This is a genomic window from Paenibacillus terrisolis (genome assembly GCF_056171975.1).
Genome location: NZ_JBKFGG010000016.1, coordinates 147,493 through 173,026 on the forward strand (window position 1 = coordinate 147,493; position 25,534 = coordinate 173,026).

Below are 25,534 nucleotides of genomic sequence, written 5' to 3' on the forward strand. Positions count from 1 at the left end.
GCCGACCCTCGTCATGAAAGGGGTTTCATCATGAAGAAGATCTGGATCGTTTATTTGCTGCTGATCGCCTGTTTTCTGCTGTACGTGCTGGATTACCGGTCCCAAAGCCACTTGAACGAGCAGTGGAAAACCGGAGGATTACGCGGAGAAATCGAAGAGAAATACGTGATGGTTACGTTTCAAATGGGTATCGATTATTGGAAAAGCAGTCTGAAGGGCTTTGAAGACGCCGCCCAAGCGCTGAATGTTTCGGTGGAATACCGGGGCGCGACGCAGCGCGACATTCATGAGCAAATCACGGTGCTGGAGCAGATTATCGCCAAAAAACCGGCGGGCATCGCCATTTCGGCGATTCATCCCATGGATCTGACCGAGACGATCAACAAGGCGGTCGATGCGGGCATCCCGGTTGTGCTGTTCGATTCGGACGCTCCCGGAAGCAAAGCCTATTCGTTCCTTGGGACGAATAATTATAACGCAGGCGTAGAGGCCGCCCGAAAAATGGCCGAGCTGACCGGCGGACACGGCGAAATTGCCGTCGTCACGACGCCGAATCAGCAAAACCACCAGGACCGGACCAATGGATTCAAAGACACGATTGCGAGAGATTTCCCCCGCATGCGCGTGATTACCGTCAAAAACGGCAAAGGCGACCAGCTTGCGTCCAAGCAGTCGACGGAAGTCATTTTGCAGGATTACCCCGGAATCGCCGGAATATTTGCCACGGAGGCCAACGGGGGCATCGGCGTAGCGGAAGCGGTGCGTGAGCAAGGTGGCAACGCGCGGCCAAAAATCATCAGCTTCGATACCGACAAAGGTACGCTGGATTTGGTCAAAAGCGGGGATATCTCCGCCACGATGGCCCAAGGGACCTGGAATATGGGGTATTGGTCCCTGCAGTTCCTGTTTACGCTCAAGCATCCTTTGAACACCGCGCAAATTCCCGGCTCCCCGCCGCTTCCCGAACGGGTCGATACGGGTATCACTGTCGTCACGCGGCAGAATGTGAATGATTACTATGCAAAATAATCAAGGATGGAACCTCACCCGCCTAACGCTGAACAATTTGCCGATTCGGTATAAATTGATCGTGCACTTTCTGCTGATCAGCATCCTCCCTTCGATCGGGCTCGGTCTTTTGACGAATTGGACGGTAAACCGCGTCATCGAGCGCCAGGTCACGGATAATACCCTGCAATTGATCGGCAAAGTCAATAAATCGCTCGAAACGTACGTGGAAAACTTGCAGAACATGACCTACTTCATTTCTTTCAATCCCGATGTGCAGCGGTTTCTGAACGCGGGACATCAGCCCGGCGCCGCGGCGAACGCCTCCGAGGAGCTGGACGATTACGACATGCGGAAATTTCTGCAGGGCTTCACCACACTATACTCGGAGGTGGCCGGCATCATGGTCGTAAACGGCCGGGGCGAATATGTCAGCAACGAGATGTACGCGCGCACGACCAAAGACCTGACACAGGAGTCTTGGTATCAAGATGCCGTCAACAACAAAGGGATCTTCAAAGTGATCGGACATCCGCATAACCGCAATGTCACGACCCACGTCAATTACAAGGACAGCGAAGTTGTGTCGGCGGTGCGCGCGATTCTCGATCCCGATACGCAGCAGGTCAAAGGCGTCGTGCTTATCGATCTGAAGCTGCGCGTCATTGCGGAAACGGCGCAGGATGTCAGGCTCGGAAAGACGGGATATTTGACGGTCATCGACGATAACGGCGAGCTGATCTACGCCCCTTCCGACCCGTACACCAACAACATTCCCTTGGAATGGCTGAGCCAAGGCGGATCGGGAACGTATTCCCGCGAGGTGGGCGGCCGGGATCTGCAGTTCATTTACCGCTCTTCCCCGTTTACGAACTGGACGACGGTTGGCGTTTTTGCCATGGAAGAGTCCGCTTCGGAAATGAGGGAAATTCGTTTTTATGTCGTCAGCTTCGTGTTTATCGTCTGCCTGTTGGGCATGACCGCCTCGTTCTATCTGGCCCATTCCATTTCAAGGCCAATCGGGCAGTTGATGTCCTTTATGCAAAAAGCCCAATCCGGCGACCTGACGATCCGTTACTGGGGCGACCGTTCGGATGAAGTCGGCCTGCTGGGCCGCCGTTTCAATGCGATGTTAATGCAGATCAACCGGCTGATCTCACTGACCGAACTGCAGGAACGGCAAAAACGCGAAGCCGAGCTGCGCAGCCTGCAGGCGCATATCAAACCGCATTTTCTGTACAACACGCTGGATACGATCCATTGGATGGCCCGCCGAAAAGGAGCCGAAGATATCGCGGAAATGGCCGAATCGCTCTCCAAGCTGTTCCGGATCGGCTTGAGCAAAGGCAACGACATCATTCCACTGAATGATGAGATCGAACATATCCGCAGCTATTTGCAGATTCAGCATGTACGGTACCAAAACAAGCTGGATTACACGCTGAACATCGCGCCCGAGATTCAAGGCGTTTATGTCTTGAAGCTGATTTTGCAGCCGATCGTGGAAAATGCCATTTATCACGGCATCAAGGAGCGCCGGGGGCCAGGCCGAATATGGATCGAAGCCTCGGAAAGCGACGGGGATTTGATTATTGTGATCCGCGACGACGGCAAAGGCATTCCTGCCGACAAACTGGCCGCTCTACAGCGGGAGCTAAGCTCGGTCATCCCCGCCTCCTCCGAATATGGCAAGCCCCGCCACGAGCAGGAAGCCGGCGGCGATTCCAAAGGATACGGGATGCTGAACGTGCAGGCGCGAATGGCGCTGACCTTCGGAGCCCGCTACGGCCTAGGCATCTATAGTGAAGAAGGCCAAGGCACAACCGTAACCGTAACGCATCCGTTAATCCGGGATATCACCAAACGATGGGAGAGAACCGAACATGAATGAACAACGCAGCGAGACCACGCCCCAAAACCGGGATTTCCTATCCCCGGATTTTCGCTGGAAGGTGCTGATTGCCGACGATGAAAGCATTATCCGGGAAGGCATCCGGGAAAGCGTTGACTGGGAGAAACTGCGTCTTGAGGTAGCCGCCGAAGCGGAAGACGGAGAGGAAGCGCTGGAACTGGCGCTCCGCCATACCGTACACATCCTATTGGTCGATCTCAATATGCCGATCATGGACGGGATTGAGCTGATGAAGCGGGTCCGGGAAACGCTCCCGAACTGCAAGATCGTCATCATCACGGGCCATGACGAATTCACCTACGCGCAGAAGGCGATCCGGCTCCAGGTCAAGGATTACATTCTGAAGCCGGCCAACCCCGCCCAGCTTGAAAAGGTGCTGCGGCAGGTACGGGACGAGCTGGAGGAAGAGACCGCTTCGCAGCTTCATATGCTGACCGCCTCCCGCCAGATCTCCAGGAGTTATCCCCTGCTGCGCGAACGTTTTTGCCAGGAGTGGATGGAAGGCAACATGAGCGGGGAAGAAATCTACGAGCAGCTGCAGTTTCTGAAGCTGCCGGTTTCCTGCCCGAATACGCTCGGCGTCATCCGCCTGAACGAATCCCCCGGCTCCCCCGTTTCGATGAAGGAAGACGAGCGTCAGCTCTATCTGTTTGCGGTCGAAAATATCGCTTCCGAGTTACTCGATCCCTACACCAAGGTCGTGTTTCGCGACCCGTTTGGCTTTATCGTCGTATTGCTCTGGAGCTTCGCGGCGGAAGCCGATTTTCAGCGGATCGAAACGACGGTCCGTACCTGCCTGAAGGTCGCTGTCGACCTTCACCTCGCCGAAGGAAACGGAGATGTCACCACGATACCCGACGTTTATCGCAAGTCCAAGGCCTCCGTGCTGCAGGAAACCTCCGTCTCGCCGCTCGTGCGCCGGGCCAAACAATATATGCTGGAGCATTTTGCGGGCAGCGAACTGACGCTGGAAAACATGGCCCAAGCCCTGCAGACCTCTTCCGTGTACTTAAGCCGGGTCATCAAGCAGGAGCTTGGGACTTCGTTCAACAGCTATTTGACGCAGATCCGCATCCGCAGGGCATCCCAACTGCTTAACTCAACCGAGATGACGATGAACGAAATCGCGGAGCTCGTCGGCTACGAGACGCAGCATTACTTCAGCACCGCCTTCAAGCGGGCCACCGGCATCTCCCCCCTGCAGTACCGTAAAGGCGTCTCCAAAAGTTAGTTCGATTTTTATAAAAAGAGTAGTTTTATTGTAAATACACCCCCCGCCCCCGTTGATATACTCACAACTGAAAACGCATTCAACATTCAACTTCATTCTTCACTCAAAAAACGGGGGGTACGGCAAATGAAAAGATTGGCTTTTTTACTGCTGGCATTCACGATGGTATTCGCGCTGGCGGCCTGCGGCCAAAACGGCAGTAGCAGCAGCGGATCGGGCGGCAGTTCCGGCTCGAACAGCAGCAAAGGTACGGTCGGGATCGCCATGCCGACGAAATCGTCGGAACGCTGGGTGAATGACGGCAACAACATGGTGAAAGAGTTCGAAAATCTGGGATACAAGGCGGATCTCCAGTACGGGGAAGACGTCGTGGAAAACCAGGTGTCGCAAATCGAAAACATGATTACCAAAGGCGTCAAAATTTTGGTGATCGCTTCGATCGACGGATCGGCGCTGACCGACGTGCTGCAAAAAGCCCATGACCAAAATATCCAGGTCATCGCGTACGACCGTCTGATCATGAACAGCGAATACGTTGACTATTACGCCACCTTCGACAACTTCAAGGTCGGCGTGCAGCAAGCCTCCTATATCGAGGACAAACTCGGACTTAAAGACGGCAAAGGCCCGTTTAACATTGAACTGTTCGGCGGATCGCCGGACGACAACAACGCTTACTTCTTCTATGACGGGGCCATGTCGGTCCTGCAGCCGTACATCGACTCCGGCAAGCTCGTCGTGCGCAGCGGCCAGACCAAAATGGAGCAGATCGCCACGCTCCGCTGGGACGGCGCAACCGCCCAGGCGCGGATGGACAATTTGCTGAGCGCTCATTACGCCTCGGAAAACGTCGATGCGGTCCTCTCTCCTTATGACGGCATCAGCATCGGAATTCTCTCCTCCCTTAAAGGCGTAGGCTACGGATCGGGCAGCAAACCAATGCCGATCGTAACCGGCCAAGACGCGGAGCTCGCTTCGGTGAAATCGATTCTTGCCGGCGAGCAAACGCAAACCATTTTCAAAGATACCCGGGAACTCGCCAAAAAAGCCGTAGCTATGGCCCAAAGCATTTTGGAAGGAACCGAAGCCGAGGTGAACGATACCAAAACCTACGACAACGGCGTAAAAGTAGTGCCTTCATACTTGCTCGAACCGGTTTCGGTCGACAAAGACAACGTGGAATCAACGCTGGTCGATACCGGCTATTACACCAAGGCGGATCTCGGATTGTAGACCCGGCGGCACCGGGGGATTCGAACCCTTATCATTTTTCAAAGCGGGCGGTCACTTGGCCGCCCCTAACCTTTTAACAACGATGGGAAAGGCCTGGTGATGGGACTTGAGCGGCTACATTTTGGAGATGAGGGGCATTACCAAAACGTTTCCGGGCGTCAAAGCGCTCAGTAACGTGAATCTGCAGGTCAAAGAAGGCGAAATTCACGCCCTCTGCGGAGAGAACGGCGCGGGCAAGTCCACGCTCATGAAGGTGCTGAGCGGCGTGTATCCGCACGGCTCTTATGAAGGGGACATTCTTTTTAAAGGACAGACTTGCGAATTCAAGGATATCAAACAAAGCGAAAATCTCGGTATCGTCATTATCCATCAGGAATTGGCGCTGATTCCCTACCTCTCGATCGCGGAAAATATTTTTCTCGGCAACGAGCAGAGCAAACGGGGACTGATCAATTGGAACGAGACGACGGTAAAAACAAAAGATCTGCTGCGGACCGTCGGACTGAATGAAGCGCCGGGCACCCACGTGCTGAACATCGGTGTCGGCAAACAGCAGCTCGTAGAAATCGCCAAAGCGCTGTCCAAGCAGGTCAAGCTGCTGATTCTGGACGAACCGACGGCCGCACTGAACGAAAGCGACAGCGAAAACCTGCTGAATCTGATCCTGGAGTTAAAAAATCAGGGAATCACGTCGATCATCATCTCTCACAAATTGAACGAGATCAAAAAAGTGGCCGATACGATTACGATTTTGCGCGACGGCCGGACGATTCAGACCCTCGACATGGTGAAGGACGAAGTCACCGAGGATATCATCATCAAAGGCATGGTCGGCCGCGATTTGACCAACCGTTATCCGGAGCGCATGCCTGAGATCGGGGAGACCATTTTCGAGGTGCGGGGCTGGGAGGCGTACCATCCGCAGCAGGAAGACCGGAAAGTGCTGGATGATATCAACCTGCATATTCGCAAGGGGGAAGTCGTCGGCATCGCCGGGCTGATGGGCGCGGGACGGACGGAGCTCGCGATGAGCATTTTCGGCCGGTCTTACGGCAGACATATCAAAGGGCAGCTGTTCCTGCACGGCAAAGAAGTGCGGTTCGATTCCATCAGTCAGGCCATCGAGCATGGCGTGGCTTACGTTACCGAAGACCGCAAGCAGTACGGGCTCATTCTGATTGACGACATCAAGCGGAATGTTTCGCTCGCGAGCCTCGGCAAGCTCTCGAAGCTCGGCGTTATCAACGAGAACGAAGAGGTGCTCGTCGCCGAAGATTACCGGCGGAAATTAAACATCAAAACACCTGGCATTTTGCAAAAAACGGTCAATTTAAGCGGGGGCAACCAGCAAAAAGTCGTCCTGAGCAAGTGGATTTACGCGCAGCCGGAAATTCTGATTCTGGATGAACCGACGCGGGGGATCGATGTCGGCGCCAAATACGAAATCTACTCCATCGTCAACCAGCTTGCGAGCGAAGGCAAGGGCATTTTGTTCATTTCCTCGGAGCTTCCGGAGATTCTCGGCATGTGCGACCGGATTTATGTAATGAGCGAAGGCCGGATTACCGGCGAAGTGGCCCGCGAGGATGCCACGCAGGAAGTACTGATGAAATCCATGACTCGAGGCAGGGGGTAGGCAGATGCAAGCGCTAAACGATCTTTTCAGAAAAAACATTCGCCAATACGGGATGATTATCGCCCTGATTTTCATAACGGTATTATTTCAGATTTTGACGGACGGCATCCTGCTTAAGCCGCTGAATGTTACGAATCTGATTCTGCAAAATAGCTATATTCTAGTGCTGGCGATCGGGATGGTGCTCGTCATCATCACCGGGCACATCGATCTGTCGGTCGGCTCCATCGCCGCCTTCATCGGCGCTTTGGCCGCGATCATGATGGTCGACATGAACCTCCCTTCTTACCTGGCGGTCGTCCTTTCTCTGCTTATCGGTGCCGTTATCGGAGCCTGGCAGGGATTCTGGGTCGCTTACGTCAAAATACCGGCGTTTATCGTCACCCTGGCGGGCATGCTGCTGTTCCGCGGCCTGACGATGATCGTGCTCGGCGGACAATCGATCGCGCCGTTTCCGAAATCGTTTCAACGCATCAGCTCCGGGTTTATCCCGGATTGGTTCGGCGGAAGCAGCATCCATATTCTGACCGTCGTGCTCGGCATCGTCCTTTCCCTGCTCTACATCTGGCAGGAATGGAGAGACCGCAGAACGCAGATCAAATATAATTTCGAAGTGCCTCCGGTATGGATGTTCGTGTCGCAGATCGTCGCGCTGGTTGCGATCATCAATATCTTCACGTATGTGCTGGCGACCTACAACGGTCTTCCTAACATTCTGATCATTTTGTTCTTCCTGATCGTCATTTACTCCTTCGTCATGAGCCGAATGGTGGCCGGACGGCATATTTACGCGCTTGGCGGCAACGAAAAGGCCGCCAAGCTGTCCGGGGTCAAAACGACTAAAGTCACGTTTTGGGTATTCGTGAACATGGGCGCGCTGGCGGCGTTATCCGGGCTCATCTTCGCGGCCCGGCTCAATGCCGCCACGCCAAAGGCCGGCACGAACTTTGAGCTTGATGCCATCGCGGCTTGCTTTATCGGCGGAGCTTCGGCTTCCGGCGGCATCGGCACCGTCATCGGCGCGATCATCGGCGGCCTGGTTATGGGCGTCATGAACAACGGGATGTCCCTGGTGGGTCTTGGAGTCGACTGGCAGCAGGGCATCAAGGGCCTGGTGTTGCTCCTCGCCGTCGCGTTCGATATTTACAACAAATCGAAGACAAACTGACTTTAAAATGCGTCAAGCTCCCGCCGGGCGGTTTCGCCGGACGGGAGCTTGATTTTTAGCAATTACGCAATATCCTTATAGTCCACATTCCGGATCGCCAGATACGCGACGGCGATGCCGATGACCGCCGCCACGGCGGGAATAACAATAAAGCTGCTCAGCGTAGCATCGCCCGAACCAAAGTTACCGTTCAAGACCGAGGCCAGAATCACGGAAGAGATAACCGTAGTAATAACCGAGTGTTTCCTCATGCCGAAATAGAGCGGAATGAGCCCGATACAGCTGATCATGGCCGAGTTTACAACAGCCTTTGCGCCTTGTTCCATGAGCATGGATGCGGTAAGTATGTCCGGCACGAAATGGGCATAACGGTTATACGCGTAAAATCCGGCGAACACCAGAACCCGGGCAACGATCCCGAAAATGAACGTAAACAAGGCGACGATGAGAATCTTGGCGGTCAGCGCCTTTTTCCGCTGCAGCGGATACATGAAAAGAACCAGGATCGAGCGGCTTCTATACTCATCGATGATGTATCTGGAGAGCAATGACCCGGCAAAAATGGTAAATGTTATGGAGACGAAGAGATTGGAGACCGAAAATATCTCTTCATAACTGCGGAACGACTGCTCGGTGGTATCATAATTGACGAGAACGATGAACAATAAAATGATGAAGGTAGCGAGGAACCCGCCCCAAATGCTGCCTTTGATTTTATATTTTTTAAGCTCCAGCTTCATTAAATTAAGCACTCAGATTCCCTCCGTTCAACAGACTCAGGAAGTAATCTTCCAGCGAGCCGATTTTCTTGTGGATCGAATCGATCCCCACGTCGTGCTGAACCAACGTTTTAGTGACCTCGTTTTGCCGTGCATGCTCATCATAGATGCGGATCGTGGAGGAGTCCAACACTTTCAGGTTCGACAGATTCAACTGATTGGAAAGCACGAACGAAGCTTTTTGGCTGTCGCTGACTTTTACCTCGATGTAACCCGTATTTCTCTCGCGTACCTTATCCATCGCAACCTCCTCGATCAGACGTCCGTGATTGATCACGCCGATCGTATCCGCCATCTGCTCCATCTCTCCTAAAATATGACTGGAGACCAGCAGCGTAATGCCGTATTCTTTGGACAGCATTTTGAACAGGTCGCGAATCTCTTTGATCCCCACCGGATCCAGTCCATTAATGGGCTCATCAAGAATCAGCAGCTCCGGCTTCGTAAGGATGGCTCTCGCGATCCCGAGCCTTTGCTTCATGCCCAGCGAGAAATCTTTGACCGGCTTGTTGTCGATATTTCGCAGGTTTACCATGTCCAGCACGTCATCAATCGATTTCTTGTTGTAATACCCCATGTACTCGCAGTGCAGTTCAAGATTCTCTCTGGCTTTGAGCCGGTCGTAAAAAATCGGATATTCAATGATCGACCCCATACGGCCAAGCTGATGGTAGGATTTCGGCGTCAGCTTCTCCCCGAAAATCTCGATCTCCCCATTCGTTGGTTTCACCAGATTCGTCATCATTTTCATGACCGTGGTTTTTCCCGCTCCGTTCGGCCCCAAAAACCCGTAGATTTCGCCCTGCTTGATATTCATGCTTACGTCGGAAACCACTTCCCGGCCCTGAAACACTTTCGTCAACTGAAAGGTTTTAAGAATGCTGCTCATGTCCTCGCTCCTTTTCTTAACGCTCTCTTGCTTCTGTTTTTATTGTAGCGGGCGAAACCGGTCATATTTATTAATCAATTCTTACTTGTTTCTTAAGAGTGCGTCGAGACTTCATCCATATGCAAAAAGCCTAAAGAACAGGTTCTCCCTGCTTCTAAAGGCCTGTTTCCGAAAGAAAATTCTAAGTTGGACTAGGGATGTGCGTATGGAGGCAGCCGTATGAGACGTTCTTTCGATCGCTGTTGTTCCCGGATTTCTATGATTCTATAAATTCAAATGAAGTCGAAATCCGCTCACAAAGGCGACCACTGCCGTTTCTGCCAGAACATCTCACACTCTTGCCTGAATCCCGCGCTATATCATTCAACTTCAAAGTTAATAGCGGAACGATTTAAGCTGCAGGGTGAACATCGTCTTCTCATACGGCTTGCTGAACAGAAGGACGTCGCCTCCTAATTGCTGCGCCAGCCTTTTGGTGATCGTGAGGCCGAGGCCGCTTCCCTGATAAGATTTGTTTCGGGAATCCTCCAGCGTGTAAAGCCGCTCGAACACCCGGTTTTGATGAATTTCCGAAATGCCTTTGCCGCGGTCCCACACTTCGATTTGAACGTGCTCCTCGTCCTGTTTTAAGGTGAGGCCCACGATATTCCCTTCGCTGCCGTAGCGGATGGCGTTGGAAATCAGATTGTTCAGAATGCGATCCAGGGCGGTCTCGTTGGCGTAGGCGTAGATCGGCTCCTCCGGAATCCGGATGTCCACCTCAATGCCCTTGCCGGTCAAAACGTCGTAAAATGCAAGGATATTCTTACGGCACACCTCATTCATTTGAATCCGAGTCAGAGGAAGCGGCTGATCCCCCGATTCCAGCTTCGCCAGGTCGAAAAACTGCCGGATCATGTCCATAACTTCATGCGCCTTCCGCTGCACTTTGTCCAGTAAATCCTTTCTTTCTTCAGCCGGCATACCGGGATCGAGCTGAATGGCCTCCAAATACCCCAGCACCACGGTAAGCGGCGTTTTTAAATCGTGTGAGATGTTGGACAGCATTCTGCGAATCGAATGCTCCGCGCCGGCCCGCTCCGCCATGATCCGCTGGTTATGCTCCAGCAATCGATTGATGTCCGAGAGGAATACCCTCAGCTCCCGGTCTTCCGTGAACAGCAGCAATTTCTCCGCCGTGTTCTCGGCAATAATCCGATCCAGCTTGTCGTGAACATGCCGCAGTTGGCGGTTTCTTTTTCGATTGAAGTCGTGCGCCCGGTACAAGAGCGCAAGCAGAATCACAATGATGCCGATCAGCAGGGTTATCATCATTCCACCCCGGCCCATTTGTAGCCGATGCCCCATAACGTCTGCAAATATTTCGGATCGGACGGATTTTCTTCGATTTTCTCCCGCAGCCGGCGGATATGTACATTAATAACATTTTCGTCGCCTAAGTAATCGTCGTTCCAAATAAAGCCGTAAATTTGCGCCTTGGTAAACACGCGGTTCGGATTCTTGAGGAACAGCTTCAGAATCTCGGCCTCTTTGGCGGTCAGCTTGAATGTTTCTCCGTTTTTTTGCACCAAAAAGTTATCGAGATCAATGCTAAGCCCGCCCAGCACGACCAGCGAATCCGATTTATCCTCCGCTTCGGGGCGGGCATACAAGGTCGCTCTGCGAATGGCCGCCTTGATCCGGGCCGTAATCTCGATCAGGGAAAACGGCTTGGCAATATAATCGTCCGCGCCGAAGCCAAGACCGATCGCCTTATCGATATCGTTGTCCTTGGCGGACATAATCAGAATCGGCACGGAGCTGGTTTCCCGCACTCTTTTAATCGTCTCGATCCCATCCAGCTTAGGCATCATGAGATCTACGACGAGAAGGTCGAACGACTCGTTTTGGAATAGAGCCATGCCGTCCTCGCCATTATTGGCGGACCGGATGACGAAGCCCTCTTTGGCCAAATACCCGGCCAGCATGTCGATAATCGAGGCATCGTCTTCCATGATTAAAATTTTATGCGGCACATTTTTCACCACCATCCGATTTTCCCCATTATACAACATGCCCGCGGATGTTAGGTGCTATTTGTATAAGTTGAACCTGTGGATGAACGGATAAGGGGCGGCGTGTGAAATATTCTTCCGATCGCTGTTGTTCCCGGATTTCTTTGATTCTATAAATTCTATCAACCGCCGGCATGTTTTTGAGATTGCCGCAGGGCCGGGGTATAATGAGAAAATAAGGATAATTCGATTAATTTTTACAGGCAGGTGACACTTTTGTCCAGTTCCCATCTTACCAAAAAGGCGCTCGCCGCCTCACTGAAGCAAATGATGAGCCGTGTTCCCCTGAACAAAATCACCGTGAAACATCTCGTCGACGACTGCGGTCTGAATCGGCAAACCTTCTATTATCATTTTCAGGACATTTACGAGCTGCTCGGCTGGATTTATCAAACGGAAGCCGTAGACGCCATTGCCGGAGAACGAAGCTACAACACCTGGACCCACGGATTTTTAAAGATTTTCAAATATATCGAGGAGAATAAAACCTTTTGTCTCAATACGCTTAACTCGCTCGCTCGAAGTCATCTGGACGCTTATCTGTACGCCGTAACAAACCGGCTGATCATGGGGGTCGTGCAAGAGGTGTCCGGCGAAATACGAGTGAAAGAAGCGGACAAGCTCTTTTTGGCCAATTTTTATACGTTGGCGTTCACCGGCCTTGTGATCCAGTGGATGCGCGACGGCATGAAGGAAAAGCCGGAACGGATCATTGAAAATCTAAGCGAGCTAATGGAGGGAAACTTCGAGCGGGCCCTGCATCGGTATGAACAAAAGGGATTGCCGTCGAAAATTTAGACAATCCCGCGCCGATGTCCAAAAACCGTACACTCGCTCTCCTTTGATGATTTCAAGCTCTCCGCGAAAGGAATACATTAGGGTTGTTCAAGTATGAGCACAACCTGACAAAAACCTTTGGAGGCGACGGTTATGACAGCGGATTACAGCGGCAGACAAGTGTATTTTGTGGGTGGAGGCATTGCGTCCCTCGCCGGTGCGGCATTCCTGGTAAGGGATTGCGAGTTCCCCGGAGAGCAGATTCATATTATTGAAGAAATGAAAATCCTCGGCGGGAGCAATGACGGAGCCGGTGACGGCGAACAGGGCTACGTCATTCGCGGCGGCCGGATGCTGAACGACGAGACCTACGAGAACACCTGGGACCTGCTCAGATCGATTCCTTCCCTGGATCATCCGGGACTTTCGGTCAGAGATGAAATTGTAGCATTCGATATGGCGCATCCGACGCATTCGAATGCACGTCTGGTCAATAAGAACGGAGAAGTGGCGGACGTCAGTTCCATGGGGTTTGATATGGGCGACCGCATGTCCATGGTCAAGCTGATCATGACGCCTGAAGCAAAAATGGGAAAATCGCGGATCAACGACTGGTTTGGGCCTCATTTTTTCACGACGAATTTCTGGTATATGTGGGCAACCACCTTTGCCTTCCAGCCTTGGCACAGCGCAGCGGAGCTGAAAAGATACATGATCCGGTTCATGCATGAATTCCCGCGCATCCATACGCTGGAGGGAGTAACCCGGACGCCTTACAATCAGTACGATTCCATCATTCTTCCCCTGCACCGGTACCTGGAGAAATATAACGTCGACTTCAAAATGAAATGTACTGTAACGGATCTCGATTTCAAGGACGGAGAAGAGATTACCGTTACGAAGATGCATTATGCAAAAGACGGAGCGGAAGGCGTGCTGGATATCCGTGAAGGCGATTTGGTCATCGTCACGAACGGATCCATGACCGAAGGCTACAGCCTGGGTTCGATGTCGAAGGCTCCGAAGCTGAACGCCAAGGGAAGCGGCTGGGCGCTGTGGGACCGGATCGCCGATAAAAAAGCCGGATTCGGCAATCCTTCCTCCTTCGATGACCATATCGACGGTTCCAAATGGGAGTCGTTCACGGTGACCTGCCAGGATTCGCGCTTCTTTGATCTCATGGAAGCCTTCTCCCGGAACAAAGCCGGGACCGGCGCGCTCGTGACCTTTAAGGATTCCAGCTGGCTCATGTCGATCGTGCTGGCTCACCAGCCCCATTTCCGCAACCAGCCGGAGCATGTCAAGGTGTTCTGGGGATACGGGCTGTTCCCGGATAACATCGGGGATTACGTGAAGAAGAAAATGTCCGACTGTACCGGCAAGGAAATCTTGACCGAGCTGCTCCATCATCTCAAATTCGAAAAAGACATGAACGCCATTATCGCCTCGGCAAACTGCATTCCCTGTATGATGCCTTATATTACGGCTCAATTCATGCCAAGGGCGATTGGCGACCGGCCGAAGGTGATTCCCGACGGATCGACTAACCTGGCGTTTATCAGCCAGTTCTGCGAAATCCCGGATGATGTCGTATTTACCGAGGAGTATTCCGTACGAGCGGCAAGAATCGCCGTATACGGGCTGCTCGGAATGGATAAGCCGATTACCCCGATTAATCAATACCACTACGACGTGCGGACGCTGCTTCAGGGGTTCGTGACTTCGTTCCGGTAAAAACATAAAGAAGGGTTGCTCGCTAAACGAATCATTTTCGTTCGCGAGCGACCCTTCTTTTGATAACTTGACCGCCTCTCCTATTAGCAGGCTGTCATGTGACACATAAAACAAACCACTCTTACTTGTCCACTGAATGGAACCTACGCGATTGGCTTCTTTCTCTGGACATCTTTATATATACTCTTGTTATATTTATTGATCAGACCATCAAGAATGATTGACTGAGTAATGACCCGCTTATGCCTCAAACCATATCGTTGTGCCAATCGGTTTAACTCTTGTCTCTCAACTTCTATCCTATGTCTTATTATCTCTGAATTATTCATAGCGCTCTCACCCTATGAATATTTTAGAAGATGTTGCCAAATATTTCATAATGAAACCTACTGCAAATTATAAAAAAATTCCAATTTTCAAGTGAATAACATAAAAAAGGACCGGCCATAATAGCCGATCCCTTCACAAAAAGCCTTAAACTTAACCCCAACCGTGAGCAAATGTAGTAAATATCCCCGCAGATACAAAGAAACTAAACATAAGCGTAGCCGAAACCACCCAAGACATTGTCTTTTTCATTTTCCCACACCTCTCTACAAATTTTATAGAATTCAATGCATTGATCATCAGCCGCAAAGCGGCGGTTGACTTCAAATAAAACCATGCTGTTAACGATTGCATCTTTGCTGTTCAAAGTAATAAACAACCTCAAGCTATAAAGCAGATTGTTTAAACCATCTTTGTAAGAAGCCTGCCTAAATTTATAAATAGCGAAGTTCTGAAAAAACACGGAACATCGAAATATATAAGAAGGTTCTTTATAACTGATCTTCAATGTTCCTTGCGTAAACCAGTTGTCCTTGCCAAACTGCCTATACTGATCGATTTCACCGCTAAACTTATCCAGAATATCATCGATGAAAAAGTTATGCCGATTAGCGGATTCTATCAGAGTAATTAATCCTTCCACAATTTCATCCGGATGTTCTTCCAAGAACCGGACGTACAAAGGGATTTGCGAATGATTGCCCGACTTGATTTCTCCTACCATGTAATTGGCTTGGGCAAACATTTTTAAAAGCTCAACCTCGGCCAATCCGGACTCATCCAGACCTCGGAACCAGCTTAAATCCGCATACTCGCCAATCCATCTCTTGGACTCTTCAAACATTCCCCTATATTCATAAGAACCTGCTTTCATTAAATAGGCTCTGCCGTAATAATAGACAAGGGGACGAACAGGCTTGAATTCCGGCTGTTTCCAAGTATCCTTTTCACTGAGTTTTTTGGCCAGTTGGCACAGCTCATCGGCGTAATATTCTACTTCCGCCCAGTTGAACTTTACCGCATTGGCTTCTGCCAGCATCAACAATCCGTCCAGCGCATAGGATTCCGGCAAACGAAACCGATAGGGAAGAAACTGCATGGCAGCTTGATACCCTTTACGGCTGTCCGTCTGATAGACCTGAAAAATCCTGTAGTAGCTCATCGAAAGACGCTCCGAATGACTTGAACGCTCGCTTTCGATGACGCTTTCGTAGAGAATGACGGCCGCTTCCTTCCAGCCTTGTTCGTACATCAATTCCGCAGTTTCGAAAATTCCCGATATTTGCTTCAGATCTTCAAGCAAACGACACAACATTTGTTGGATGTACTCGTAAAGCTGCAGCTCGGCGCAGCGCATTAGGAACGGCCGAAGCCTCCGCCAATGAGGCGCTCCGGAAGTAAAACATTCCTCGACGTATAAATCATAGAAGTGGCCTTCAGAAAATCCCATCACCGCGGTAATCCGATCCAGCTGTCCGATCGATATGGGCCGGTTGCCGTTAATAATACCGCTTAACGTGCCGACGTTCACCCCAGCGGATTCCGCAAAGTGATGAAGGGTAAAACCTTCGCTCTTGATGTAGTCTTCCAGTTCCGCGCGAATCGTGGTTGTGGATATCAAAAAACTATCACCCCCCCGAATAATCCCGCCTGTTTGCTACAAAATGAACCTGATTTCGCTCTGCACAGACAACTAACGCCATCTTACGACATCCAAAATATTGAAATTGGTATTATACTGTGATAATAAGGCTAATTTTGTAAATAGTCAACAAAAAATAAGCCAAAAACAGACATTTTTGCCTGCTAAATGGCTTATTTTTGCGGAAATTTACCTATTATTGTCAGATCGTCAAGTCCGCCGCAGCCGCATTCGACTCGACTTGCGCCGGATTTTTACATCCCGGAATGACCGTGGTTACGACGGGATGCTTCAAGCACCATGCCAGCGCCCACTGAGCCATATCCACGCCCTCAGGCACTTCATTGAGCCCAATTTGCTGGACTTCCTCCAGCTTGCGGCGCGTGCTCTCGGGATCGTGGCGATGGCGCACGTCGGTGCTGTCAAACACGGCGCCAGGTTTATACTTGCCGCTTAAATAGCCGCTTGCCAGCGGAACGCGGGCCAGCACGCCCAGGTCCTGCCGTTCGCACGACGGAAATACGCGATTTTCCGGCACTCGGTCGAGCCGGTTGTAAACGACTTGAATCGCCTGCGAGTTCACCTTCGTGGACGCTTCCGTTTGATGCAGATTGTCGTTGCTGCCGATAGAAGTACCCAGATGACGGATTTTGCCCGCTTGAATCTGCTTGTCCAGCGTCGTCCACAGCTCGTCGTTGTCAAATGCCGCATCCGGCCCGGAATGGAACTGGTACAAGTCGATATAATCCGTCTTCAACGATTTCAAGGAAGCGTCGAGCTGCTTCAGGACTTCTTTGGCGCCAAATTCGTCCGTCCGGGTAAACCGCTCATGGAAGTGATGGCCGAATTTGGTAGCGATAATCCACTCGTCGCGCCCCCGCCGGCTAAGGTAATCGCCGATAAACGATTCGGACAGATGATCTCCGTAGCATTCCGCCGTATCGATCAGATTAATGCCAAGCTCTTGCCCTCTGTCGAGAATCGCGTCGACCTCGCTTTGGCCAAATTGCAGTCCCCATTCTCCGCCAAATTGCCATGTTCCGATTCCGATCACGGAAACGTTCAATTCGGTTTTGCCTAAACGACGATATTTCACAGTCATCCCTCCGATTGTTCTCTATGGAATACGGTTCTATTATAAATTTTTCCGTACGCCAAGTCACTTTTGGGATGGGCAAATCTTCCGTATAGATCTGATCGCGTTATAAAGGAAGCGGGCGAAGCAGCCGTGAGACGATTTTCAACACATCGATTTTCGTGGAAAACAATTTTTCTCCCAAACGGCCGTTCAAACTTTTAACCAGCTTATCCTTTGCGTTATCGTCGATGGATTCGAAAAATCTGCGCAAAACGAGCGAGTTGTCATAGTCCTTGCGGAGTTCCTTCGTCGTTTCCATGTACGAGGACAAACCGCAAAGATCATCCGCGGCATAAATTCCGGAGAGGAGGGAAGGAATTTGGCCGAAGCCAAACAGCGGCATAATGGAACCGAAGCAATTCCCGGTGAACAGGGAGTTGCCGATTCGGGGGTGCAGGCATTGACCGATAATATAACCGTTAATTTCAAACTGGTCCGTGACTTTTAAATCTTGATCCAGGTCGGAGCAAACTCTTTCAAAAAATCTCCGCCACATCTCTTCGATATCGCGGTTAACCGTGTCCTCATACTCCGGAAAAGCCAGCGTAATATTGGCTTCCTTGTCCGAATAGGGGATCATGTAGCCGTAACCCTTGGGCGCAAAACGATCATCAAACCAGCACATGGCCGTGTAGCGCGAAAATTCCCCGACTACGGTAGCGCCCTTGGCGGTTGCCGTTAAATCTTCGCGATAGTTTTTCACGGCTTTGGCGTACTCGGCGTCCCCGGTTGCCACAACGACATGGGAGAAATCCTTGACCAATCGTTCATAGGTATTTTCCGAATGAAAATGAATCTTTGATTGCACCTGCCGTCCAAGCTGGCTTTCAAATGAATTTTCGTGCCGGCCCCGCAGATTGCTGAACCCGAACTGTCCTGTTAACGCCGCCGTTTCGTTGACGGAATGCATCACGAACTCGCCGATATTCCCCGTCGGATGCAAATAGATTTGATGCTGATCCGCCATAAAGGCGATATCGTCCCGGATCGGACGGGAAAATAACGAAAGAAGCACTTCTCCGTTCACGAACCGGTCTCCCACGGTGCTTCTTTTCTCAAAAATTACCGGAGTAATCCCATGTCTCTCCAACTGAATCGCGCAAGCCAAGCCGGATATGCCGGCCCCCATAATCGCCACTTCCATCACGATAAGCCTCCATTCCAATCCATCACGGCTTATTGTCACCGACTTTGGACGGAAGTAAACATGATGGAATACTCTCTTGGAAATCGCTGCTGTAGATCAGCCTTCCTCCATGAATTTGATCAGTTCATCGTTAAATTTATCGCGTTCCTCATAGAACAGCGCGTGCCCGCTGAATTGAAACCAAACCAGTTTCGAGCCCGCAATTCCCCGGTGCATGGCAACCGCCAACTCGGGGTAGCAGATTTTATCGTGGATGCCATGCAAAATCAAAGTGGGAACCTGGATTTTACCGAGATCGGCAAACAAGGTCTCATCCCGGAAGGACATGGCTACTTTGGCCGTGGAATTACCCGACGCTGCAAGCTCAAGCTGCATGATCCAATCGCTGAAGGGCCCGGACAGGTGTCTGAAGAAAAACAGATTCTCCAGGTTCCGCAGCATGTCCGGCCGGTCTTTGTAGGTTTCCTGAATAACCTGGTCGATTGCCTCCCGGGTCTGGCCATACGGAAAATCCGGTCGCTGCGTCACGCTTGGCGCCGCCGCTCCGAATAAAGCCAGTTTGGCCACTCCGTGGCCTTGATGCCTGGCCATGTAACGGATCGAGGTTGCTCCTCCGTAGGAATGTCCCCCCAAAGTAAAGTCCCGCAGCTTCAGAGCCTGAACTACTCCGTGAACATCGTCGGCCATTCGGTCCAGATTGTACGGTCCCCAAGGGTGATCGGAGTGCCCAAAGCCGCGCAAATCGATGGCGACGATACGGTATCCTTTAGAAGGCAATACGTTAAATTGATATTCATAGGCTTGATGGTTAAGCGGCCACCCATGAACCAGCAGAATCGTCTTGTCTCCCTCCGGGTTTAAATCCTCGACGTAAATTTTGACATTTTGATCCACCCGAACGTAATATCCCATTTTCGGTTCCCCCGTTTTCATCATGTCTTATGAAACAACATACTCGCACAGGGGAATATGGGTGAATACCTACCCCAAATAAAAGCAAAACAGGCCGGCCAAGAATTCCTTGACCGGCCTGCTTATAAAAAAACGGTTTAGAAGTTATCTTGAATTTCAATGCGCTTGGTCCGGGCTTGCGGCCGTTTTGGAACTTCGAGCGACAGGACCCCGTCTTTCAATGAAGCGCGGATGCCTTCCTCGTCGATGTCCTGTACGTAAAATCTCCGGACGTATTCGCCGTAACGCCGCTCCTTGCGGACGACTTGCTGCTTGTTGTCTTCGACGCTGTCTTCTTCCTTGCGAACCGCCTTGATCGTCAAGTAAGGGCTCGCATAATCGATGCCGATGTCCTCTTTCCGGAACCCGGGCAATTCGGCCTCAACCAGATAGGAGGTTTCGGTCTCCCGAATATCCGTTCGAAACGACATGGCCGAATTTTTCAACGGCGCGAAGAAATCGTCGTTAAAGACATCATTCAAGGATTTCGCCAGTTGACTAAATGCATCTTCTCTGTGTCTTCCAAAAGGAATCAAATCAAACATCATCCATTCCCCTTTCTTTGACCTTATTTGACCTTACATCCTCATTATATGCGGGCTTTACGGCATTGACAAAACCGATTTACCGTTATAATGCGCCATTTTGGCTTGTTTTAGTCGGTTATGGAAAGGAGATATGGCTCCGGCTGTTGGTTTGACCTTTTTTGACTTTCAAGCTTTTCCTTCTATTTATTCCTGGTTCTCATTGACGATAACCGATTGGGATTCGGGCTCCCAAGTGACGGTTGCCGCAAAAGCTTCGCTAATGAAGCGTACAGGCACGACCGTACTGCCATTGATAACGGTTGCAGGCGCATCCAATGCTTGCTCTTCCCCATTGATGTAGGCGGTGGAACTGTTCAGGACGAGCTTCAATGTTACTCCGTCTTTGGTGACGGTAATGGACTGGTCCTCAGGATTCCATTTTACTTCAGCCTGCAGAGTTTCGGAAATCGCACGGAAAGGCACCAACGTATTTCCATCTTCTACGACCGGGACCACCTCCGTTTCCGGCTTTTCGCCGTTGACGTAGAGCTTGATTCCTTTTTTGCCCAGCTTGTCGTAGAGCTTCCCGAGCTTTTTATAAGATTCGATATTCGTAACGTCGGCCAGTACGGCTTCCTGCTGCAGATCCGCCGCTTCTCCAATGTTCCCGCTCTCTTCCATCATATCCGCAGCCGTCGATAAAGCCGCCGCTTGATCCTTGATCTCCTGCAGCTCGGCTTTCATTTCGTCCGTCAGCTTAGTATCGTATTTCGTCAGCAAAAGATCGGCCAGCACCGCACCCGCCGGCTTGTCCTTGACATTTTCGATGGCGTTGAGCAGGCCTTTATAACCGTTGTGACCTTGCGAATCTTTCTTTCCCCCTTTGCCGTCACCGTCAGGCTCCTGTCCTTCGTCCGAAGGCTCGGTACCTTCGGGCGGCTGCACTTCGCCCGTATCCTGGCCTTCCTCCAAGGCTTACAACGTTTGAGTCGTTACTTCCGCTTTTTTGTCAGTTCCGTTCCCCTTTCCCGGCTTGGCTGCCGCCGTTCCGGCCATCAAACTCATGACCAGCATACAGGACAGCGCGATGATCCAGCTTTTTCTCATGTTCGCGTTACCTCCTTGATGATTAAGTTATCTATTATTTCGGAAGGTGCCTCGATATTTGTGACAGGATCAGTTGAACAAAATACCGATAAATTTTAAAAGCCCCCCGGAAACAAACCGGGAGGCTTTAATCAAAATCGATATTTAACCGAACGGAAGTCCCGCGGACTTAAGCCGGTTTGCTGATGAAACAAACGTGAGAAATAATGCACGGAGCTGAAATGATATTTTTCGGCGATTTCCGTAATGCTTAAACCGGTATGGAGCAGATCCTCTTTGGCCCGGCCGATCCGGAACCGGTTCATGTACTGGACCGGAGTGCATCCGGTGGCTCTTCGAAACAGGTCGAAAAAATGTCCCCGGCTTAAATTTAACCCGGCATAATACGATTCCAGCGGTTTGGGCGAGTCATGCAGAAGATCCTGCTCCATCATCTCAAGCAGCCTGCTGATTCGACGGTCCGGAATCGGCCGGTCCTTCAGCATGAAGTGCAGGAAATGATCGATAAACGCCTGAAAGTTCCGCTGTACCGCCAGGCTGCGCATAAACGTCTGCTCGTCCGTAAAATCTCCCGATTTGTAAAAGCTCCGAAACAGCTCCGTCCATACCCGCAGCGAATCAACTTCGGCCTTCACCGGAAGCTCGTAGGGAAAACCCGGTCCCACAAATGCCGGCTCCAAAGGAGAGGGCGGATAACAGATCGGACAGGCCCATTCGAAAGCGCTGGCCCGCTCCACATAATGCCAATCGAAATAACAGCAAATATGCACCATGGGCTCGTACGAATCCGCCACCCATTCATGGAGCTGGCCCGCGGGCAGATATACGAGTGAACCGGGCGCTACCCGAACAGATCGCCCTTCCGTTCGAAGAAGTCCCCGCCCCTCACTAACGAGGTAGACCGAACTGGTGTAGCAAATTCTCGGCGAACTGGACTGCCCTTTAGCGAAAGGATATCGGGTAGCCAAATAAACGTAAGGGTGCAAGGAAGAGAAATTCATGTCGTTCCCTCTTCTTGTTCATGAGGCCGTTTTACTTGGCGGCGGAGTCCAAGTTTGCGTCGATGGCTGCAGTAAGGTCCTCATAAGTGGAGCCTTCCACCAGCTTGCCGTCGACCATAAACGACGGAGTTCCGTTCACGCCGTAATTGGCGGCCGTTTTAAAATCTTCTTTTACCGGAAGCATGTACGTGTGGTCCTTCAGATCCTTGGCAAAACGGTCGTAGTCGATGCTGTCGATGTTCTTCTTGACGAAGTCGATCAGGAAGTCTGGCGTGGCCCAAATCTTGGTCTCATCGCCCTGATTCGCGTACAGCTTATGCTTGAACTCCCAGAACTTGTCGTTGTTCTGCGCCGCAATCGCTTCACCGGCGCTGGCCGCCATGATCGAGTCCCGATCAATGAAGGCGAAATTCGTAAAGAACATTTCCACTTTTCCGGTGTCGATATAATCCTTCTTGAATTGGTCCATGTAAGTCGCATCCCACTCTTTGCAGGATGGGCATTTGAAGTCGGCAAATTCCATGACTTTCACCTTGGCGTCCGGGCTGCCTAAATGCGGCTGCTTCTCGTACTTGAGACCTTCCGCCACAAAATCTCCGCGAATTTCCGTATAGTTTGGCAGCTCTTTCAGTTCGGCGGATTGTGCGCCTTTCACGTAAACGATGACGCCGGCCAGCACGATTAAACCGATAGCGATTACCGTAATCACATAGAGGCTTTTCGAGTTCGTTTTTTTACCTTTTTCCACTTTTGTAGCCATAATCAACCATTCCCTCCATGTATTTTACAATTCAAGGATCAACATCCATTTTAATGTAAATTCTTCGGTGTGGACGTAATTTAGATCACACGAAGTTCATGATTCAACCGGTAAATATGGCCAGATTCCAAAAGTAGCTTCGCCTCTCGATCTCCGGTACGGACCATCGCCGTGCCCGAACTGAAAGCTTTGATTGCGGCGCCCGTCAACTTGCCATTGCTCCAGTCGATATCGACTTCCATATTGCCGTTTGCGCGCAATCCCTTCACCGAGCCGCTTCCCCATTCTTCCGGCAGCGCCGGAAGCAGATGCAGATCTCCGGCCGCACTCTGCAGCAGCATTTCGGCAACGGCCGCCGTACCGCCGAAATTCCCGTCGATGACGAAAATATTGGCCTCCGCGCCGGCGATCCCGGATTTTGAAAAGGAAAGCATATTGTCCAGACACAGCTCGCCGATCAAATGCGAAATATGCTTGAGCGCCCGGTTTCCGTCATGCAGTCTGGCAAAAAAGAGGCCAAACAACGCGGCGGTGAACTCCACATCCTCCAGATCATGCCGGGCCATCCGGTTTTCCAAGGTGACTCTGGCGGCGGCGCTAAGCTCCGGCGTTTTTTCCGGGGTAATTTGATGGCCCGGATATAAAGCGAACAGGTGGGACAAATGCCGATGCTCCGGCTGCGCCTCCTCATAATCCTCAAGCCATTCCTGCAGTTGGCCTTTCTTGCCGATTTGCAGCGGCGGCAGCAAGGAAATGGCCTGCTCCCACTTTTGCCGCAGCTCAAGATCCGTGTCCAGCTCGCGAGCGGCCTTCAGGCAAAATTCAAACAGCTCACGGACCAACACCTGATCCATCGTCGTCCCCATGGACAGCTGCTGCTGCTCTTCCTCCGAACTGCCCGTATAAAAGCTGTTCTCCGGAGAATTGGAAGGCCCCGTAACCAGCCACCCATATTTCGGATGCACCGTCATATAATCCATGAAAAATGCCGCCGCTTCCTTTAATACCGGATACCCCACGGATGCCAAAAATTCCCGGTCCAGGCTGTAGTTATAATGCTCCATCAAATGGGTGGCGATCCACAAGCCGCCGGTGACGTTTAGACCCCAGGACGTATGCCAGCCGGGATCGGTAAAACCCCATACGTTCGAGAAGACATGGGCCACCCAGCCTTCGCATCCGTAGAATTCTTCGGCCGTTCTGCGCCCGGCTTTGGAGAGATCCTCGACGTAACGCATTAACGGAAGATGGGATTCTCCGAGATTCGCGATCTCGGTCGGGTAATAGTTCATTTCCGTGTTGACGTCCAAATGGTAGTCGCAGCTCCAGGCCATCCGGTTCGCTTCGCCGTCATTCCAAATTCCCTGCAGATGATGCGGCAGAGGCGAATCCCCCCGCGAGCCGGCGATCATCAGATAGCGGCCATACTGAAAAAACAGGGCCAGCAGCTCGGGATCGTCCATTTGTCCCTTTTTGAACAACCGGATCCGCTCGTCCGTCGGAAGCTTGGAGTTGTCCGTCCGATCAAGCTGAAGGCTAACTCGGTCGTACAGAGGGCCGTAATCGGCGATATGGCCGGACTTCACGCGATCGTAGCCTTTGGCCGCGGCAGCTTCAATCTGCCGTTTGCTCTCTTCAAGCCAGAGCCCGCCTTCTTGCCGGTAATCCGTGTTGACCGCAAAATAGATAGAGGCTTCATCGGCACCGCTGACGACGATCCGCCCCGCTTCGCCGCGAACCGAACCGCCTGAAGCAACAACCTTGATCAACCCTTGGCAAGCAACGCCGCAAGTTCCGTCGCTATGCATGTCCTCCGTCGCTTTTCCTGAAAACGCTAAGGTATGGCCGTCCTGAAGCTCCGTCTGAAACTGAGGCGTCCGCCCCTTGAGCGCAAGCGTAAATGAGACTCCGCCCTTGTCCTCGCTCCAGATTCGGGAGGCCACGACGCCATCCGGATGCGAAGCAAGCAGCTCGCGGCCGAACTTCTTGCCATGCACATGGTAGGAGGATTGAACCAGGGCATGATCCAGATCCAGCTCTCTGCGGAAATCATGGGCGCCGGCGGGTTTTGCGAATTCGAGACGGACGTCGCATAAGCTGAGGTTCGTGCCGAAATTTTTCTTGTCCGGCATCAGATATTGTTTGGCCAGACGATCTCCGCCCTCGTAATCCCCCTGAAAGAAATGGTCTCTCATCCGGTTCAGACGAACCCGGCTGTCCCCGGAAGAAACGCGCTCCGCCTCGTCTGCCTTTCCCGACCAATAAGTCACTTCCGTCATGCACCAGACTTCACGTTCGGGCGACGAGATCACGACCGCGCCGATTCTGCCGTTTCCGGCCGGCAGACCCTGAGGCCAGCTCTGCGCGGGACGGGAATACCATAGCTTCAGATTATTCATCAAGCACCATCCATCCTGTTCTATATTCATCAAGCGGAAACGGTGTACGCTCCCGCAGATTGGCTTATGAATCCAAGGCGGCCTAAAGATGCAGGCCGCCTTGATTTAGTTCAC

At 51.6% G+C, this 25,534-nt stretch carries 23 protein-coding genes; 8 read left to right on the top strand and 15 right to left on the bottom strand.

Going from position 1 to position 25,534, the window contains the following annotated elements:
* Positions 1 to 30: 30 nt before the first annotated feature.
* From ACI48K_RS15235 to mmsB, 6 genes are all read left to right on the top strand, one after another.
* On the top strand, positions 31 to 1,029 hold the full coding sequence (locus tag ACI48K_RS15235; protein WP_475028464.1) for a substrate-binding domain-containing protein: 999 nt from the start codon (positions 31 to 33) through the stop codon (positions 1,027 to 1,029).
* Positions 1,010 to 2,899, top strand: a complete 1,890-nt coding sequence (locus tag ACI48K_RS15240) for a cache domain-containing sensor histidine kinase (protein ID WP_475028465.1) — start codon at positions 1,010 to 1,012, stop codon at positions 2,897 to 2,899. Before ACI48K_RS15235 ends, ACI48K_RS15240 begins: the two co-directional genes overlap by 20 nt.
* Complete coding sequence (locus ACI48K_RS15245; protein WP_475028466.1) at positions 2,892 to 4,151, top strand: response regulator transcription factor; 1,260 nt, start codon at positions 2,892 to 2,894, stop codon at positions 4,149 to 4,151. Before ACI48K_RS15240 ends, ACI48K_RS15245 begins: the two co-directional genes overlap by 8 nt.
* A 126-nt stretch (positions 4,152 to 4,277) precedes the next feature.
* Positions 4,278 to 5,384 carry a multiple monosaccharide ABC transporter substrate-binding protein gene (gene chvE / locus ACI48K_RS15250; RefSeq protein ID WP_475028467.1) on the top strand — a complete coding sequence of 369 codons (1,107 nt, stop codon included), beginning with the start codon at positions 4,278 to 4,280 and terminating at the stop codon, positions 5,382 to 5,384.
* Positions 5,385 to 5,490: 106 nt separating this feature from the next.
* Entirely contained in the window at positions 5,491 to 7,020 is a 1,530-nt protein-coding gene (gene mmsA / locus ACI48K_RS15255; protein ID WP_475028468.1) for a multiple monosaccharide ABC transporter ATP-binding protein, read from the top strand.
* 4 nt (positions 7,021 to 7,024) lie between these two features.
* Positions 7,025 to 8,188 carry a multiple monosaccharide ABC transporter permease gene (mmsB, locus tag ACI48K_RS15260; protein WP_475028469.1) on the top strand — a complete coding sequence of 388 codons (1,164 nt, stop codon included), beginning with the start codon at positions 7,025 to 7,027 and terminating at the stop codon, positions 8,186 to 8,188.
* Between the two features lie 62 nt (positions 8,189 to 8,250).
* On the opposite strand, the gene ACI48K_RS15265 is transcribed toward mmsB, so the two are convergent.
* From ACI48K_RS15265 to ACI48K_RS15280, 4 genes are all read right to left on the bottom strand, one after another.
* The gene (locus ACI48K_RS15265; RefSeq protein WP_475028470.1) at positions 8,251 to 8,940 is read right to left on the bottom strand and encodes an ABC transporter permease; all 690 of its coding nucleotides are present in this window, start codon (positions 8,938 to 8,940) and stop codon (positions 8,251 to 8,253) included.
* Positions 8,933 to 9,856 (bottom strand): ABC transporter ATP-binding protein, encoded by a 924-nt coding sequence (locus ACI48K_RS15270; protein WP_475028471.1) that lies wholly within the window; start codon positions 9,854 to 9,856, stop codon positions 8,933 to 8,935. The genes ACI48K_RS15265 and ACI48K_RS15270 overlap by 8 nt, the downstream gene beginning before the upstream one ends.
* 375 nt (positions 9,857 to 10,231) lie before the next feature.
* Positions 10,232 to 11,167, bottom strand: a complete 936-nt coding sequence (locus ACI48K_RS15275; RefSeq protein WP_475028530.1) for a sensor histidine kinase — start codon at positions 11,165 to 11,167, stop codon at positions 10,232 to 10,234.
* On the bottom strand, positions 11,167 to 11,886 hold the full coding sequence (locus ACI48K_RS15280) for a response regulator transcription factor (RefSeq protein WP_475028472.1): 720 nt from the start codon (positions 11,884 to 11,886) through the stop codon (positions 11,167 to 11,169). The genes ACI48K_RS15275 and ACI48K_RS15280 overlap by 1 nt, the downstream gene beginning before the upstream one ends.
* Before the next feature lie 231 nt (positions 11,887 to 12,117).
* On the opposite strand from ACI48K_RS15280, the gene ACI48K_RS15285 reads away from it, so the two are divergent.
* Together ACI48K_RS15285 and ACI48K_RS15290 are read left to right on the top strand one after the other, a co-directional pair.
* Positions 12,118 to 12,708 carry a TetR-like C-terminal domain-containing protein gene (locus ACI48K_RS15285; RefSeq protein ID WP_475028473.1) on the top strand — a complete coding sequence of 197 codons (591 nt, stop codon included), beginning with the start codon at positions 12,118 to 12,120 and terminating at the stop codon, positions 12,706 to 12,708.
* Between the two features lie 132 nt (positions 12,709 to 12,840).
* A complete protein-coding gene (locus ACI48K_RS15290) occupies positions 12,841 to 14,421 on the top strand; it encodes an oleate hydratase (protein WP_475028474.1) in 1,581 nt (526 codons plus the stop codon).
* A 143-nt stretch (positions 14,422 to 14,564) separates the two neighbouring features.
* Here ACI48K_RS15290 and ACI48K_RS15295 read toward each other — a convergent pair whose 3' ends face one another.
* The 11 genes from ACI48K_RS15295 to ACI48K_RS15345 all read right to left on the bottom strand — a co-directional run bounded on the left by ACI48K_RS15295 (position 14,565) and on the right by ACI48K_RS15345 (position 25,420).
* Entirely contained in the window at positions 14,565 to 14,750 is a 186-nt protein-coding gene (locus ACI48K_RS15295) for a Spo0E family sporulation regulatory protein-aspartic acid phosphatase (protein ID WP_475028475.1), read from the bottom strand.
* A 203-nt stretch (positions 14,751 to 14,953) separates the two neighbouring features.
* Complete coding sequence (locus tag ACI48K_RS15300) at positions 14,954 to 16,369, bottom strand: helix-turn-helix domain-containing protein (RefSeq protein ID WP_475028476.1); 1,416 nt, start codon at positions 16,367 to 16,369, stop codon at positions 14,954 to 14,956.
* Between the two features lie 223 nt (positions 16,370 to 16,592).
* Positions 16,593 to 17,486 carry an aldo/keto reductase gene (locus ACI48K_RS15305; protein WP_475028477.1) on the bottom strand — a complete coding sequence of 298 codons (894 nt, stop codon included), beginning with the start codon at positions 17,484 to 17,486 and terminating at the stop codon, positions 16,593 to 16,595.
* 106 nt (positions 17,487 to 17,592) lie between these two features.
* Entirely contained in the window at positions 17,593 to 18,672 is a 1,080-nt protein-coding gene (locus ACI48K_RS15310) for an NAD(P)/FAD-dependent oxidoreductase (RefSeq protein WP_475028531.1), read from the bottom strand.
* A gap of 99 nt (positions 18,673 to 18,771) precedes the next feature.
* A complete protein-coding gene (locus ACI48K_RS15315; RefSeq protein WP_475028478.1) occupies positions 18,772 to 19,587 on the bottom strand; it encodes an alpha/beta fold hydrolase in 816 nt (271 codons plus the stop codon).
* Between the two features lie 137 nt (positions 19,588 to 19,724).
* A complete protein-coding gene (locus ACI48K_RS15320; RefSeq protein ID WP_475028532.1) occupies positions 19,725 to 20,171 on the bottom strand; it encodes an Hsp20/alpha crystallin family protein in 447 nt (148 codons plus the stop codon).
* A 186-nt stretch (positions 20,172 to 20,357) separates the two neighbouring features.
* Complete coding sequence (locus tag ACI48K_RS15325; RefSeq protein WP_475028479.1) at positions 20,358 to 21,125, bottom strand: copper amine oxidase N-terminal domain-containing protein; 768 nt, start codon at positions 21,123 to 21,125, stop codon at positions 20,358 to 20,360.
* Positions 21,126 to 21,128: 3 nt separating this feature from the next.
* The gene (locus tag ACI48K_RS15330) at positions 21,129 to 21,260 is read right to left on the bottom strand and encodes a hypothetical protein (RefSeq protein ID WP_475028480.1); all 132 of its coding nucleotides are present in this window, start codon (positions 21,258 to 21,260) and stop codon (positions 21,129 to 21,131) included.
* Between the two features lie 131 nt (positions 21,261 to 21,391).
* Positions 21,392 to 22,261: a helix-turn-helix domain-containing protein gene (locus ACI48K_RS15335; protein ID WP_475028481.1), complete on the bottom strand. Its 870-nt coding sequence runs from the start codon at positions 22,259 to 22,261 to the stop codon at positions 21,392 to 21,394.
* A 31-nt stretch (positions 22,262 to 22,292) separates the two neighbouring features.
* Positions 22,293 to 23,021, bottom strand: a complete 729-nt coding sequence (locus ACI48K_RS15340; RefSeq protein ID WP_475028482.1) for a DsbA family protein — start codon at positions 23,019 to 23,021, stop codon at positions 22,293 to 22,295.
* An 80-nt stretch (positions 23,022 to 23,101) separates the two neighbouring features.
* A complete protein-coding gene (locus ACI48K_RS15345) occupies positions 23,102 to 25,420 on the bottom strand; it encodes a glycoside hydrolase family 95 protein (protein ID WP_475028533.1) in 2,319 nt (772 codons plus the stop codon).
* Positions 25,421 to 25,534 lie beyond the last annotated feature (114 nt).